This is a genomic window from Vibrio sp. 1580 (assembly GCF_033340055.1).
In genome coordinates, this window is record NZ_JAWOVT010000002.1 from 364,713 (window position 1) to 379,015 (window position 14,303).

At 43.7% G+C, this 14,303-nt stretch carries 12 protein-coding genes; 7 read left to right on the top strand and 5 right to left on the bottom strand.

Annotated elements, in window-relative coordinates:
• Positions 1-44 precede the first annotated feature (44 nt).
• Positions 45-272: a hypothetical protein gene (locus tag R7093_RS04765; RefSeq protein WP_005377125.1), complete on the bottom strand. Its 228-nt coding sequence runs from the start codon at positions 270-272 to the stop codon at positions 45-47.
• Positions 273-748: 476 nt separating this feature from the next.
• Here R7093_RS04765 and R7093_RS04770 point away from each other — a divergent pair, with 476 nt between their 5' ends.
• Both R7093_RS04770 and R7093_RS04775 read left to right on the top strand, forming a co-directional pair.
• Positions 749-2,368, top strand: a complete 1,620-nt coding sequence (locus R7093_RS04770) for a sensor histidine kinase (protein ID WP_047102712.1) — start codon at positions 749-751, stop codon at positions 2,366-2,368.
• Entirely contained in the window at positions 2,365-3,051 is a 687-nt protein-coding gene (locus tag R7093_RS04775) for a response regulator (RefSeq protein ID WP_005377133.1), read from the top strand. Before R7093_RS04770 ends, R7093_RS04775 begins: the two co-directional genes overlap by 4 nt.
• Before the next feature lie 91 nt (positions 3,052-3,142).
• Here R7093_RS04775 and R7093_RS04780 read toward each other — a convergent pair whose 3' ends face one another.
• Positions 3,143-5,278: a TonB-dependent siderophore receptor gene (locus R7093_RS04780; protein ID WP_005377151.1), complete on the bottom strand. Its 2,136-nt coding sequence runs from the start codon at positions 5,276-5,278 to the stop codon at positions 3,143-3,145.
• A 99-nt stretch (positions 5,279-5,377) separates the two neighbouring features.
• Positions 5,378-6,343 carry a helix-turn-helix domain-containing protein gene (locus tag R7093_RS04785; RefSeq protein ID WP_047102711.1) on the bottom strand — a complete coding sequence of 322 codons (966 nt, stop codon included), beginning with the start codon at positions 6,341-6,343 and terminating at the stop codon, positions 5,378-5,380.
• A 537-nt stretch (positions 6,344-6,880) separates the two neighbouring features.
• On the opposite strand from R7093_RS04785, the gene zwf reads away from it, so the two are divergent.
• From zwf to R7093_RS04805, 4 genes are all read left to right on the top strand, one after another.
• On the top strand, positions 6,881-8,383 hold the full coding sequence (gene zwf / locus R7093_RS04790) for a glucose-6-phosphate dehydrogenase (RefSeq protein ID WP_017634563.1): 1,503 nt from the start codon (positions 6,881-6,883) through the stop codon (positions 8,381-8,383).
• Positions 8,380-9,096, top strand: a complete 717-nt coding sequence (gene pgl / locus R7093_RS04795) for a 6-phosphogluconolactonase (RefSeq protein ID WP_005387158.1) — start codon at positions 8,380-8,382, stop codon at positions 9,094-9,096. Before zwf ends, pgl begins: the two co-directional genes overlap by 4 nt.
• A gap of 38 nt (positions 9,097-9,134) precedes the next feature.
• Entirely contained in the window at positions 9,135-10,583 is a 1,449-nt protein-coding gene (gnd, locus tag R7093_RS04800; RefSeq protein ID WP_005377160.1) for a decarboxylating NADP(+)-dependent phosphogluconate dehydrogenase, read from the top strand.
• Positions 10,584-10,809: 226 nt separating this feature from the next.
• Positions 10,810-11,337, top strand: a complete 528-nt coding sequence (locus R7093_RS04805) for a hypothetical protein (RefSeq protein ID WP_047102710.1) — start codon at positions 10,810-10,812, stop codon at positions 11,335-11,337.
• A gap of 10 nt (positions 11,338-11,347) precedes the next feature.
• Here R7093_RS04805 and R7093_RS04810 read toward each other — a convergent pair whose 3' ends face one another.
• Positions 11,348-11,551 carry a hypothetical protein gene (locus tag R7093_RS04810; RefSeq protein WP_005377162.1) on the bottom strand — a complete coding sequence of 68 codons (204 nt, stop codon included), beginning with the start codon at positions 11,549-11,551 and terminating at the stop codon, positions 11,348-11,350.
• Between the two features lie 578 nt (positions 11,552-12,129).
• On the opposite strand from R7093_RS04810, the gene R7093_RS04815 reads away from it, so the two are divergent.
• Positions 12,130-12,267: a hypothetical protein gene (locus R7093_RS04815; protein WP_005377165.1), complete on the top strand. Its 138-nt coding sequence runs from the start codon at positions 12,130-12,132 to the stop codon at positions 12,265-12,267.
• Positions 12,268-12,328: 61 nt separating this feature from the next.
• Here R7093_RS04815 and R7093_RS04820 read toward each other — a convergent pair whose 3' ends face one another.
• On the bottom strand, positions 12,329-14,095 hold the full coding sequence (locus R7093_RS04820) for a sigma-54-dependent Fis family transcriptional regulator (RefSeq protein WP_047102709.1): 1,767 nt from the start codon (positions 14,093-14,095) through the stop codon (positions 12,329-12,331).
• Between the last annotated feature and the right edge of the window lie 208 nt (positions 14,096-14,303).

A 14,303-nucleotide genomic window follows, 5' to 3' on the forward strand; every position in this document is an offset into this window, starting at 1 on the left:
TGCGCCCAGTTATATTTGTGCTGGGCGCGGGAGATGTTACAAATTTATTTCGTATATGGACAGTGAAACTCCGCTCTCCACTCGAGCTGACGAGAACCTCGCATCGTATTCAATAGATCTTTTCCACTCATTTGAGGGAACGATAACAGGACTTTGAGATCAGAAGTACCGCCTCCGTTTTTTTCATAAGCCCTGACGTGTGTAAATGTTGAATACATATTCTCTGACAGCATCGCCTTATTCAGGCATATTCCAAAGGTATCGCGTTCCATGTTTGGTGTTCCTTCTAACTATAAATGCACCTCTGTTTATAGTTTTCCAGTTTTCAGATGGTGTCTAAGTGTTTGTCATATAGTCAGTATTTGTGTTTTGTTTTATTTGTGTCCAAATCACTGACATCAATGTTGAGCTTTTAATAGACTTCCAGCTTCACTGCTTTCAAACCGAAACTCTCATTGGTTTCGTTGATTAAAAATTATACGTTGTAAAGTCTAAAAACGCCTCAAAAACCGCTAAAATCGATGTGATCGCGATCATGATTTTAAGGGCAATTTATGTATGGAATTGAGTATCAGAGAGGAATGCTAAATTTGGTGAATGGTTGTAATTTTATGTTTCAGCTCGTCGATTAATTAACCGTAAACTCTGCGGTTTGCTTGCCTTCCTCACAGATTTATCACCGCGACAACGTCATGCTGTTAACTGAGTGTTAACGTTACGCTCAAGAGTGAATCACAAGGATGTATCAATGAGTTGGAAAACCATCAGCTTTCGTAAGCGGATGCTCATTATCATGACGCTATCGGGGTTGATAGAGCTGTTATTGCTCGTCGCCGCGGGTTTCACTTATCTCAAAATCAATCAAGAGCAAGAAATGGGAGAAAAAGCACTGGGTGTTGCCCGTTTTTTAGCGGACTCAGCGGTTGTTCGTGAAATGATCGAAACCCAAAACCCCCAGCCATACCAACTTCGCTTTAGAGAATTAACCGAAGCCATAGGTGCTGCATTCATCGTTATTGGCGACCATAAGGGAGTACGCTTAATCCACCCTGTTGATGAGCGGTTGGGCAAGCCAATGAGAGGTGGCGACAATCGTCGAGCGCTAGAACAGGGGTTGTCTTATGTTTCGACGGCACAGGGCTCGTTAGGTTATTCAGTTCGTGGTAAAGCTGCGATTTTTGACGAGCAAGGGAACATCATTGGTGTGGTTTCGGTTGGCTATTTGCTCGACCGACTGCAAGACCGCATCGAACCATTTTTGGCCTTTTTGATTTTAATGGTCATCGTAGTTGTCGTCGCTAATGCCATTGTATCCAATTATGCGTCGAGAAAGTTTCAGCGCGCCATTTTAGGCTTTGAGCCTGAAGAGATAGGGCGGTTGTACGGCGAATTAGAAGTGACGATGAGCACCATCAAAGAGGGCGTGTTAAGCATTGATGCCCAAGGGATACTTCGCTCGATAAATCGTAGTGCCTGCCAGATTCTCGGTATTGATAGAGAATCAGCGCTCAATAAACCTTTGACTGACACGCTGCGTGATAGCGATCTATATACAGTGTTAGAAAGCGGGCAGGAAGATCATGATATTGAGATATTCCTTAATCATAAGCGCCTGATTGCAAATCGCTCTCCAATTTATGTTGATGGAAAAATCGTGGGGGCGGTATCGAGTTTCCGTTTAAGGGATGAAATCAATGATCTAACCGAGCAGCTATCACAAACCAAGGAATATGCAGATTTGTTACGTTCGCAGACCCATGAGCATCGCAATAAGCTCAACACCATTAGTGGGCTAGTACAAATGGGTGAACTTGATGCGGTGCAAAAGTTAATTGGACAAGAAACCGCACACTATCAGGCAATGATTGAGTTTTTAAGAGATACCGTTAAAGACCCGCTAATTGCAGGTATGTTGCTTGGAAAAACTGAACGTGCTCGCGAGTTAGGCTTACAACTGGTGGTTGAGAAAGGCAGTCGTCTGGAGCCCCTGCCTGAGTGGCTAAATTCGGAAGACCTAGTCACAATTTTGGGTAATTTGATTGATAACGCTTTCGATGCCACGTTAACTTCAATTCGCGATGAATCAAATGTTGCGTCAGAACGCAGAAACATTGATGTGTCCGTTAGCGATTACGGAAATGAAGTGATACTTGAGGTGATAGATCATGGCTGTGGCCTCCCAAAAACAATGGATCCACAAACATTATTTACAAAAGGCGTTTCGACGAAATCTCGCCAAAATCGAGGTGTTGGGTTACACCTTGTCAATCAGCTTGCTACTCGATATCACGGCCATGTTGAGATGATACCCAATACAAATTATGGGACAAGAATAACGGTGTACTTACCCAAGGAAGAACAATTATGAGTATGGCGACTCGCGTAATGATCATTGAAGATGATCTGGCTATTGCTGAGCTGCACCACAAATACTTAAGCCAACTGACAGGTTTGGAAGTGGTTGGAATTGCGACCACGAGAATGGAAGCAGAAATGCAACTCGACATTCTTAAGCCAGATTTACTATTGATGGATGTCTATCTTCCCGATGGCACAGGGCTTGAGATACTAAATACACTGCGTGCAAGTAACCAAACGTGTGATGTCATTTTGATTACAGCCGCAAGGGATGTCGATACATTACAACAGGCGATGAGGGGTGGCGTTGTCGATTACCTGTTAAAACCCGTGATGTTTCCACGCTTAGATGCCGCACTGAAAAAGTATGTGTCCCAACGCCAACAACTAGACATCGTGGAGAGTTTGGATCAGAACCTCGTTGATAAAATGCTGCAGTCTCATGCCAATCAAGACAACTTGCCGAACCGATTACCAAAAGGGATTGATGGTGTAACCCTAGACAAGATCAGAGAGTTGTTCCCAAATGGCAGTGCGCTGACCGCTGATGAGGCAGGCGAAAAGATCGGCGCGAGCCGAACAACGGCGAGGCGCTATTTGGAGTATCTGATCAGCACTGGTGAACTAGAGGCTGATTTAAACTATGGGTCGGTAGGTAGGCCGGAAAGGTGCTATAAAAAAGTGACACGGTAGCGTTTATATTGATGCTCTATGCAAAATAAAAAGCGATGGCTTATTGTAGAAACCATCGCTTTACAAATTACGGCTGTTCCGCTCTAAGAGGTTAGAAGTTGTATTCTAACTTCGCTTCGATAGAGCGCTCAGCGCCAAACCAACAGTTATTTTTGTCGTAACAAGAATAGTATTCTTTATCGAATAGATTGCTTGCAGAAAGCGTGACGCTAGCCCCTTTCATTGATTCAGATACCGTTGAGAAATCGTAACTTGCTGCCAAATCAAACAAGGTGTAGTCCGGTACTTTTTGACTATTCTGTGCATCAATTTGTGCTTCTCCGACATAGCGAACGCCAGCACTGGTACGAAGGCCTGAAAGATTTCCTTCAAAGAAGTAATTTGCCCATAGAGAGGCCGTTTGCTCAGGTACCCAAACCGGCGTTTTACCTTCTTGGTTGTAATAACTGTCCTCGGTAATCTCCATATCGGTATATGTATAGCCTAGAGTGAAATCAGCTTGTGCTGTGGCTTGCCATTTTGCCTCAAGTTCAATACCTTGTGATACCACTTCGCCCGCTTGATAGTTCGGTGCATAAGGATTATTCGGATCGGTCAAGATCGCGTTTTTCTTCGTAATATGGAAGAGTGCTAAGTTACCTGAGATATCACCAGATAATGGGGCGTATTTAAAGCCTAACTCCCATTGATGACCGGTTGATGGCTCAAATGCTTTACCAGAAGAGTCGGCACCCGCAATTGGCTCAAAACTTTCCGAGTAAGTAAGATATGGCGAGAGACCAAAGTCTAGCTCATACAAACCACCGACTCGGAAAGATACGTTGGTATCGTCTAACTCTTCCTTGCTGTTGGATACTGCTCCTAGATAATCGCTAACGGCGTCTGTATTTGAATCGTATTTATCCCAACGAAGACCTGCAATCATTACAAGTTGGTCGTAACGAACTTGATCTTGGAAATAAACGCCAATCTGCTTCGTTTTGATATCCAAGTTTTGTTTGTATTGGAAATTCAGTGCATTACGATCAATGCTGTTGTGGTCAGGATTAAAAATGTCCTGAGTTAGCGAATACCCAAGCGTGTCTTTGTATTTTACATCTGAATCTAGATACTGATAATCAAGCCCGAACAATAAGTTATGTTCAAAATTTCCTGTTTTAACGTAGCCAGATAGTTGGTTGTCAATCACAAAGGATTTGGACTTTTCATCGGTTAAATAGGCATTTCGACCAACGGTACGGTTATCCGCTTCAAGTGCACCGTTATATGTGTTTTCCTGATAGGCATCGGCGGTCATGTAGCGGGCATTCTGTAGAAATTGCCAATTGTTGTTAAAGTCGTGTTGGACTTTGTAACCCATCATCAGAACTTCGCGTTCGTAAGTGTTCCAGTCCTCATCCCCCAAATAAGTGCTTGGTGACATCGAGCCAAGTGGGTTTTTAATCACTGAGCCAGATGCAGGCACAGTCGTGTAGATACCTGCTGATGGATCATTTTGATAGTAAACATTCACGTTCACTAATGTGCTTTCTGTCGCTTGCCAATTGAAAGATGGGGCGAGTACATAACGTTCGTCTTCAGACGTATCGGCTTGACCATCTCGCTGTTTTGCCAGGCCGACGATACGGTAATCAACATTAGAATCACCAATTTGTCCTGTGGTGTCGAACGTCAGTTCTTTTAGGCTGTTAGTCCCAGTACTAATCGAGACAGAGTGCGAGGGTGTTGACTGAGGCGCCTTGGCGATAATGTTGACCATACCTCCTGGTGGAATATTGCCGTAAAGAACAGACGTTGGCCCTTTAAAAACCTCGATTTGCTCAAGAGCAACGGAATCGACCTGAGGTTGAAGGTTCCAACCGTTGTACAGCAAAGGAAGACCATCATAAAAGTTGGTGTAGTTAATAAAACCACGAATATTGAATAGGTCAAGTCGGGAAACGGCACCGCCACGCAATTCTGTATTTACGCCAGGCGCGTAACGCAATGCTTCGCTCACCGAGTTTACGCCGCGCAGGTCCATGTCATCTTTAGTGATTACCGTGATCGCTTGCGGTGTTTCCTCCGGTTCTAAAACGGTTTTAGTTGCGGTGTTTCGGTATGTTTCTCCTAGCACCGTAATCGTTTCGTGTTGGGATACGCTCTCAGTCGCATTGGCGTGGCCAGCGAGCAATGCGGATACGACGATAGCAACCGCTGAACGATGAAATCGAATCGGACTTTCCATATTTATAAATTCCACTACTTTTTCTATTTATTGATAATGATTGTTATTTGTATTCTATATTCAAAGAAATAGGAAAAGTTAACAATTTGGTGCAAAACACTAATCTTTGGAACTTATTCTTCTGTTCTTAGGTTTTAAAGATAGCGAGTCGTTTGGCTCGACAGGAATCCAATACTGCATTTGTGCTTGTTCGCTATCAACATCATAACCTTCTGGATAAAGCTCTAACTCATAACCATCGATAGCATGATAATTAGAGTAGGGTAGCCAATGTAAAATAAACCATTCCAGCGTTGAGGCGAGCTCTGATGCTTTGCCTATGTGTGTAATGACGGCGTAGGTTTGCTCAGGAACAGCCAAGAGGTCTAACCCCGAGTTGGAAGAGTTCGTTGATCTTGATGCGTTTGCTGTTGGACCACACTCATAACCTGCCCAGTACTCAAGTTGTTGGTTGTTTGAATACGCTTGCGTCACATCAATCACGCCAAAGTAAGTACTTTCCGAATTATTAAGGTTTTCAGATGAATAAAGACGTGACCAAAGTGACGGTACTTTGGATTGGAAATCGGGCGTAGCGGAAAACAATCCGTGAATAGGTTCATGATAACCAGCAAGTTCAAAAGCCGGTTTTGTTTCTATTCGAACTTCAATAAAGCGCTGATGTTTTTTCTCTTCTTCTGGTGTCTTACGCAGCGTCAAAGGTTGCCTCAACCCGGAGAGTTGTTGCGTTTTTCGATATTCGCGGGGGCTTTTTGAAAACATATTCCTGAACGCTCGGCTAAATGCGTGCTCAGATGTAAATCCCATTTCTATCGCTATATCTAACGAGCGGTCAGAAGTATGGATTAAGCGCTCAGCCGCAAGGCTAAGTTTAAGCTCTCTGATATAGTGAGCGACGGATACGCCAGTGTGTTGTTGAAATACGCGTTGCAGTTGCCAGCGCGACCAACAACTTGCTTTTGATATTTCATCTACGCTCAGAGTGCTGTCTAAGTTAGTGTGAATGTAGTCAAGCACCGATTGTATTCGGTTTATGGGATGTGGGTTAATGGCGCTTGATTTCATGGCGTTCTACTTTCACATTAATAGTGATTTCATTATCTTTAATTGAGTATCATTATCAATAGGATGATGAAATAAAAAGTAAGTAACACAGATCACGATAAAACTGTAATGGATTGCAAGGATGAGTAATTATTGCCCATATTAGAGTTTTTGCTTAAATTTTGGAGCGTTCAGATGAAACTTTTTTTATCAATAAAATACAATCGCTTATGACGTTTTGTGCAACTTATTTAAACGTTTGCACTGGCAAGTGTTGATGTAAATCAAATAGTCGTAGACAATATTGCCCCGTGTCGGACTCTCCTCCAGCGAGTACAGTGTGTACTTTTGAGACATAAGTGACTTAAATGACCTCAATACGTCGTGTTTTCAAGAATCGGAAATGCAACTTCTTGAGGTTCTTTGGGCCCATAGACTTTACCTATCAACGTAATAGGTAAGACCAATTTTCTATTTTGAGGTGCCATTGATAGGGTTGGCTCATTCTCTAGCCGTATCCGGGCACACAATAAGTACCTCGTTTTTAAGGGAAAGATGATGGTAATACCAGAAAACAGCAGCATCGTTATTTTTGGTGCTTCAGGTGACCTTACGTACCGTAAGCTCATTCCTGCTTTATACCACCTCTACGCGAACAAGCAGCTTCCAGAGAATTTTGCCATTCTGGGTGTAAGTCGCACTGAATACAGTGATGAGTCTTACCGCGCGAAGCTGAAAAAATCGCTTCAGGAAATGGAAAAGACTGAGCCAGAAACGCTTGATGCATTTATTAACCATCTGCACTACCAAGCAATTAATACTTCTGACACACAAGATTACGGTAAGCTATCTTCTCGCTTAGACCAACTTGCGGACGAATATCAATTCGAGCAACGCAATACGCTTTTTTACTTAGCAACCCCACCAAGTTTATACAGTGTGATCCCTGCAAGTCTTGCAGCACATGGTCTTAACAGTGAAGAGGATGGCTGGAAACGCCTGATCATTGAGAAACCATTCGGCTATGATCTTGAATCGGCGCGTATTCTGGACAAAGAAATTCACGAGCACTTCCAAGAGCATCAAATCTACCGAATTGACCATTACTTAGGTAAAGAAACGGTACAAAACCTGCTTGTGCTTCGTTTCTCTAATGCGATGTTTGAGCCGCTTTGGAACCGTAACTTCATTGATTACGTTGAAATCACAGGCGCAGAATTCCTTGGCGTAGAGGAGCGTGGTGGTTACTACGACAACTCTGGCGCTGTGCGCGACATGTTCCAAAACCACTTGCTACAAGTATTAGCAATGGTAGGTATGGAACCACCAGCGCAAATCAATGCAGACTCGATGCGCGATGAAGTGGTAAAAGTGCTTCAATGCTTAAAGCCATTAGACGAAAACGCTCTGCGCAATGACCTAGTATTAGGCCAATACACGGCGTCTGAAGTTCGTGGGCAAAGCCTACGCGGCTACCGTGAAGAGCCGGGAGTTGCAGACGATTCTCGTACAGAGACTTACATCGGTTTGAAAGCGTACATCAACAACTGGCGTTGGAATGGCGTGCCATTTTACGTGCGTACTGGTAAGCGTCTTCCAACACGCGTTACTGAGGTGGTTATCCACTTTAAACAAACACCGCATCCTGTGTTTGGTCAAAACGCACCAGAAAACAAGCTGATCATTCGTATTCAACCAGACGAAGGCATTCAAATGAGCTTTGGCTTGAAAGAGCCAGGCGCAGGCTTTGAAGCGAAGGAAGTGAAAATGAACTTCCATTACGCTGACCTGCAAGAAACGCAAATGCTAACGGCATACGAGCGTCTTCTACTTGATGCTTTGAATGGTGATGCTACGCTATTTGCACGTAGTGATGCGGTGGAAGCGTGCTGGCAATACGTACAGCCAATCTTAGATTTTAAGCAAGATCCACAATCCCTCTTCGGGTACGCATGCGGCACTTGGGGACCTAAAGAGTCAGATGACTTGTTACAGCGTGATGGCCGTGCTTGGCGTTTCCCATGTAAAAACTTAACAGATACGGATTACTGTGAACTATGATCAACCATAAGATCTACCAAACAGCAGAACAGGTAGTTGAAAGCCTAGCTAACGATATGAAAGCGTTTAGCGAAATGGGCAGACCTGTTCACATCTCTCTTTCTGGCGGCAGCACTCCTAAAATGCTGTTTAAACTACTGGCTTCAGAGGCTTACGCAACCTCCATTCAATGGGAAAACCTCCACTTTTGGTGGGGTGACGAACGTTGTGTTGCCCCTGACGACGCAGAAAGCAACTACGGTGAAGCGAACACGTTGTTGTTTAGCCAAGTAAATATTCCTGCAGAAAACATTCACCGCATCCGTGGCGAAGATGAGCCTAAAGCAGAAGCCGAGCGCTTTGCAAAAGAGATGGCAGAGGTAATCCCGAATGAAAACGGCACACCTGTGTTTGACTGGATCTTATTAGGCGTTGGTGCAGATGGTCATACAGCTTCTCTGTTCCCTGGCCAAACGAATTATGATGATGCGAACCTATCTCTTGTGGCGTCGCATCCTGAATCGGGCCAACTTCGTGTGTCGAAAACCGCACGCGTATTAGAAGCAGCGAAACGCATTAGTTACTTAGTGCTTGGTGCAGGAAAAGCGGACATTGTTGAAGAAATTAACAGTTCACCAGCACACGCACTGCCATACCCAGCGGCTAAGATTCAAGCGAAATCGGGCCTAACGGAATGGTATTTAGATTTAGACGCGGCAGCAAAAATTGCTTAAGACGCTGCTCGTCGATGAAATAAAATTGGAGAGAAACAATGAAAGGTGATATCGGTGTAATTGGCCTAGCAGTAATGGGTCAAAACCTTATCCTAAACATGAATGATCACGGCTTTAAAGTGGTTGCTCACAACCGTACTGCTGCTAAAGTAGACGAGTTCCTGGAAGGTCCAGCAAAAGGCACGAACATCATCGGTGCATACTCTCTAGAAGAACTAGTAGAGAAGCTAGAAACGCCGCGTAAAGTAATGTTGATGGTTCGCGCTGGTGACGTTGTAGACAAGTTCATCGAAGCGCTAGTACCTCTGCTAGACAAAGGCGACATCATTATTGACGGTGGTAACACTAACTACCCAGATACAAACCGTCGTGTTGCTGCACTACGTGAAAAAGGTATCCACTTCATCGGTACTGGTGTATCTGGTGGTGAAGAAGGTGCGCGCTTCGGTCCATCTATCATGCCTGGCGGTGCTGCTGAAGCATGGGAAGCGGTTAAGCCTATCTTCCAAGGTATCGCTGCGAAAACTGACGCTGGTGAGCCATGTTGTGACTGGGTTGGTAACGACGGTGCTGGTCACTTCGTTAAGATGGTACACAACGGTATCGAATACGGTGACATGCAGCTTATCACAGAAGCTTACCAGTTCATGAAAGACGGTCTTGGTATGTCTGCAGACGAGATGCAAGCAGTATTCGCTGATTGGAACAAGACTGAACTAGACAGCTACCTTGTTGAAATCACGGCTGACATCCTTGGCTACAAAGATGAAGACGGTGAGCCTCTCGTTGAGAAGATCCTAGACACAGCAGGCCAAAAAGGTACTGGTAAATGGACTGGTATTAACGCACTAGACCTAGGTATTCCACTAACACTTATCTCTGAGTCTGTATTCTCTCGTTGTCTATCTGCACTGAAAGACCAACGTGTTGAAGCTGAATCTCTATTCGGTAAGACAATCACTCCTGTTGAAGGCGACAAGCAAGAGTGGGTTGATGCACTACGTCAAGCGCTACTAGCTTCTAAGATCATCTCTTACGCTCAAGGCTTCATGCTAATGCGCGAAGCATCGAACGAGAACGGTTGGGACCTAAACTACGGTAACGTAGCCCTAATGTGGCGTGGTGGTTGTATCATCCGCTCTGCGTTCCTAGGCAACATCCGTGATGCGTACGAAGCGAACCCAGACATCGCATTCCTAGGTTCTGATGAGTACTTCAAAAATATCCTACAAGGCAGCCTAGCAGCATGGCGTAAAGTAGCAGCGAAGTCTCTAGAGTCTGGTATCCCAATGCCATGTACGATTTCTGCGCTATCTTTCCTAGACGGTTACACAACAGCTCGTCTACCAGCGAACCTGCTTCAAGCTCAACGTGACTACTTCGGTGCTCACACTTATGAGCGTATTGACCGTCCACGTGGTGAATTCTTCCACACTAACTGGACTGGTACAGGCGGCGACACAGCGTCTACAACTTACGACGTGTAATCGTTTTAAGTAAACCGACTAAATATAAAGATATAAAGGGATGCCCAAGTGGCATCCTTTTTTGTGTCTGTAAGATATTGGTAGATTTAAAAGTTACATTAAACGTTGATTCGTCACGCACTTCTCAGAAATGGGAGAGCATGCATTTGCTAGCAGTTTAATATTTCTCTTCGAAGAGTGAAGCTAAGCCGCTCTCTGCCGTCTCCTCAACTATAAGGTAATAGAAATGACACAACAGAAGCATCCATTTCACACAGCTTTCGTGTTGCTTATGTTCATATTACTGATTACTTACTCCATCTATCGCCTTTATCATCATTTCGTTTTCGAATCTCTACCGCTTCAGCTCAGTAGTGGTTTTCAAGTGGTCTACATTGATGCGTCATATGTTTTAAGTATCGCAAGCTTACTCTTGTGCCCTACATTATTGGTCTATATTTTATTTGATCGAATGACTCAGTTAGTCAAAGTGCCGATTAAAGTGATAACTATAACAGTTGTCTTGTCCCTTATCGTTGCTATTCCAGGTCAAGTTTTTGAATTTGGGCGATTGAAATATATTGCAGAAAATAATGGTTACTCAGCGTGTCCACCTTTCACAATTGCATCAAGCGGAATGTTTGTAGAAGCTATGGTAAAAGAAGAAAAATACTGTATAGAACCAGAAATTAATCGTATTGGTATGTATGGTTATTTTCACGAACTCGAACGGATTGATAACTATATCAAGTCACACGGAAATGACATCCAATAGAAAAGAGCGCCTAGGCGCTCTTTTCAGTGGTCGTTTTCTTGTTTTGATAAAACCTGTCTTTTAGGTAGAGAATTGCACTGACCACAAGAGCCACTAAAGAAACAGTAAATAGGGCGTACATGCTGAGAATCCATGCGAATGTGGCCGTCAAGAATGCAATGAAGGAAAACATCCTGCTGAAAGACATCACATGGCCAAGTTTGTTACTTTTCATAAACGCCTCCCGAAGCTAAGTGGGGATAGACAATTGTGGTCATATGCCACACTTTTAATTGTCTGCTCTTTTGGGGCGTTTCACACAAAAAAGTGGCTAAAGATTTCTCAAAAAAGGTGAAATATTGAACCGGTAGACAAATCGTTAAACTGAGTTGCACAGATATGACTTCGGTTGTCTATCACTTCAAAGTTTTTAACTACGCAGATTAAGGGCATGTAGCGTTATTATTATCGTATTCGAACTCTACGATACACAATTGCAAGTGAACCTACACTCGTAAGCTCATCCCTGTCGTCAGTTACAGTAAAAGCTTTTTTCTCTTTTTAACAATACCTTAGTAATTACGGGCAATTAAATCCGTTTTTCGATCGAAACTCAGATTGCACAAAAGGTGAAAAAGAGTGCTAGGTAAGCCTTTAAACTACGCCTATAATTAGCGCCCACATGGAGGATGTTTATTATATGAACATCCTTTATTTTTTGAAACTAGCAACAAGGATCCAGTAAAACATGTTTTTCTGGTTTTGTTTACGTCGACCAAGAAGGTAATTAACACAGCAAATTGAGGTTCTAAGATGACTCTTAACAAGTACTTTGTTTTCATTCCAGCAGAATTGGAACAGGAAATGCACAAGGACAATCAAGTGATCTCTGAGAAGGAAACTCAACGTCAGGCATTAGTAAAACAGGCACAACAACAAGGCGGCCTGTAAGCTAGGTTTCAAAGAGAAAGAGCACCGCAACGGTGCTCTTTTTGTATCTGAGGTCGTAGAATTAACTTAATATGCCAAGGCTTTTCAATTTTCTGTAAATGGTATTTCGGCTCACACCAAGCATACGAGACGTTTTGCTAATGTTCCCCCGGTTGGCTTGATATGTTTTGAGCAACTTATCTTCGACGGTTGCACGCAGTTCTGAAGTTGGTTCAGCGGATACTACTCCTTCTTGAGCTTGGCTGAGTTTCTTACTTAGGTGGGCTGGGACGTGTGTGAGTTCCAATATTTCTTCACCTTGCGCCATTAAGGCGGATACTTTGATTAAACTATCGAGTTCACGCAAATTTCCTGGCCATGAGTAAGACAGCATCAGAGAAAGTAGGTGAGGGCAAAGCTGTTGTTCAGATTCGGCGTGACGCCGATGAATGTTCTCAATCAGTTGTCGTTTATCTTCACGCTCCTCAAAGCGAGGTAGCTCAATGATCAAGCCATTAAGGCGATAATACAAATCTTGGCGGAACAATCCTTCGCTGACCAAATGTTCCAGATCTTTATGCGTGGCTGCAATGATTTGCGTATCGACTTGAATGCTTTGGTTGGAACCCACGGGAAGCACGGTTTTATCTTGCAATACATGGAGCAATCGGCTTTGAGCTTCCAAGGGTAAATCCGCGATTTCATCCAGAAACAAAATCCCTTTGTGCGCTTGGCGAATTTTTCCCTGATAGCCTTTGCTGTTTGCGCCAGTAAAGGCACCGGCTACGTAGCCAAACAATTCAGATTCAACCAGATCTTTTGGTAGCGCTCCGCAGTTGACGGAAACCAACGGTCCCGTTTTTCTCTGGCTGTTTTTATGGAGCGCTTTCACAAACTCGTTTTTGCCAACACCAGTCTCTCCGAGAATCAACAAACTGATGTCTTTATCGATGACGCGATTGGCTTGCTGCCAACAGTGCTCAACAGCGGAGTCGCCATAATGAAGATCATTGGACGCCGCTACAGCACGAGACTTGACCTTGCTATCTTTATCGGTAAGCGGTTTTGTTTTGAAAACGAAAGGGTGCTCATTTCCCCGAGTGGATAGAATGTCGTCTAAGGATTGCCCAATGATACTTTTTTGCGCAAAAAGTTGAGAGGCTACTTGATTGTGAGCCAAAACTTGTCCGTCTTCATTTGCAATGATAATTCCTTGCCAACCACTATTCAGTAAACCTTTTTCGCACGCTAAATCCACACGAATATGCCCTTGTGGAATCAAGTTAAGTAGTTGATTCTCCACTTGCTGGACCATGTTTTGTACTAGTACTTGCGTTGAGAAGTCATGTCTCTTTTGCTCGCTCGTAATATCTAATACGCCAATGAGGTTACCAAGATGATCGAAAATAGGATTAGCCGAACAGCTAATAAAACGATGGTGTTGGATAAAGTGCTGATCACCAATAACAGAAACGGGCTTTGCTTCAACCAAGGCTGTACCAATAGCGTTGGTGCCTTTGACCTTTTCTTGCCAGCATGCTCCAGAGCTTAGCGAGATTTCCGTCAACTTCTCACGAAATCTAGGCTGTCCCCAACTGCCGATGATGACACCATCTGAATCCGTCAAAATTAAGCGACTGTCGCTATGAGCAAATAGCTGATTAAACAAAGGGAGTGCAAATTGAGTAACTGCCTCTAGCAAAAAATTGAGTTGGTGACGCCTATCTTGGAGCGTTGCTGGCGTTACTCGAATATCTTCAGGGCGTCGACGCTGTTTTAAACCCGCTTGTTCACTTCTGACCCATGAAGTTGAAAGCCAATTGTTATCGCTAATATGTTGAAGTTCCATGACTGTACCATTTTGTCACAGTGAGGGTGTGCCATTTTGGAACACTTGAACATTGGTGTTCACACCATACATCCGCTCAAACATCGCTCACTTGGTTTGTTATCGCTTGGTAATCATAGTTTTACATTTAATTAACAACAAGTGTGGCGTAGTTGGCGTGTGACTTGCGTAATGCTCTTTGTGAACAGTGCGATACGACACTGCAATA

Bases quoted from the DNA above. Each gene is read 5' to 3' on its own strand.
- R7093_RS04765 (WP_005377125.1), bottom strand. From the start codon at position 272: ATGGAACGCGATACCTTTGGAATATGCCTGAATAAGGCGATGCTGTCA.
- R7093_RS04770 (WP_047102712.1), top strand. From the start codon at position 749: ATGAGTTGGAAAACCATCAGCTTTCGTAAGCGGATGCTCATTATCATG.
- R7093_RS04775 (WP_005377133.1), top strand. From the start codon at position 2,365: ATGAGTATGGCGACTCGCGTAATGATCATTGAAGATGATCTGGCTATT.
- R7093_RS04780 (WP_005377151.1), bottom strand. From the start codon at position 5,278: ATGGAAAGTCCGATTCGATTTCATCGTTCAGCGGTTGCTATCGTCGTA.
- R7093_RS04785 (WP_047102711.1), bottom strand. From the start codon at position 6,343: ATGAAATCAAGCGCCATTAACCCACATCCCATAAACCGAATACAATCG.
- zwf (WP_017634563.1), top strand. From the start codon at position 6,881: ATGGTAATACCAGAAAACAGCAGCATCGTTATTTTTGGTGCTTCAGGT.
- pgl (WP_005387158.1), top strand. From the start codon at position 8,380: ATGATCAACCATAAGATCTACCAAACAGCAGAACAGGTAGTTGAAAGC.
- gnd (WP_005377160.1), top strand. From the start codon at position 9,135: ATGAAAGGTGATATCGGTGTAATTGGCCTAGCAGTAATGGGTCAAAAC.
- R7093_RS04805 (WP_047102710.1), top strand. From the start codon at position 10,810: ATGACACAACAGAAGCATCCATTTCACACAGCTTTCGTGTTGCTTATG.
- R7093_RS04810 (WP_005377162.1), bottom strand. From the start codon at position 11,551: ATGAAAAGTAACAAACTTGGCCATGTGATGTCTTTCAGCAGGATGTTT.
- R7093_RS04815 (WP_005377165.1), top strand. From the start codon at position 12,130: ATGACTCTTAACAAGTACTTTGTTTTCATTCCAGCAGAATTGGAACAG.
- R7093_RS04820 (WP_047102709.1), bottom strand. From the start codon at position 14,095: ATGGAACTTCAACATATTAGCGATAACAATTGGCTTTCAACTTCATGG.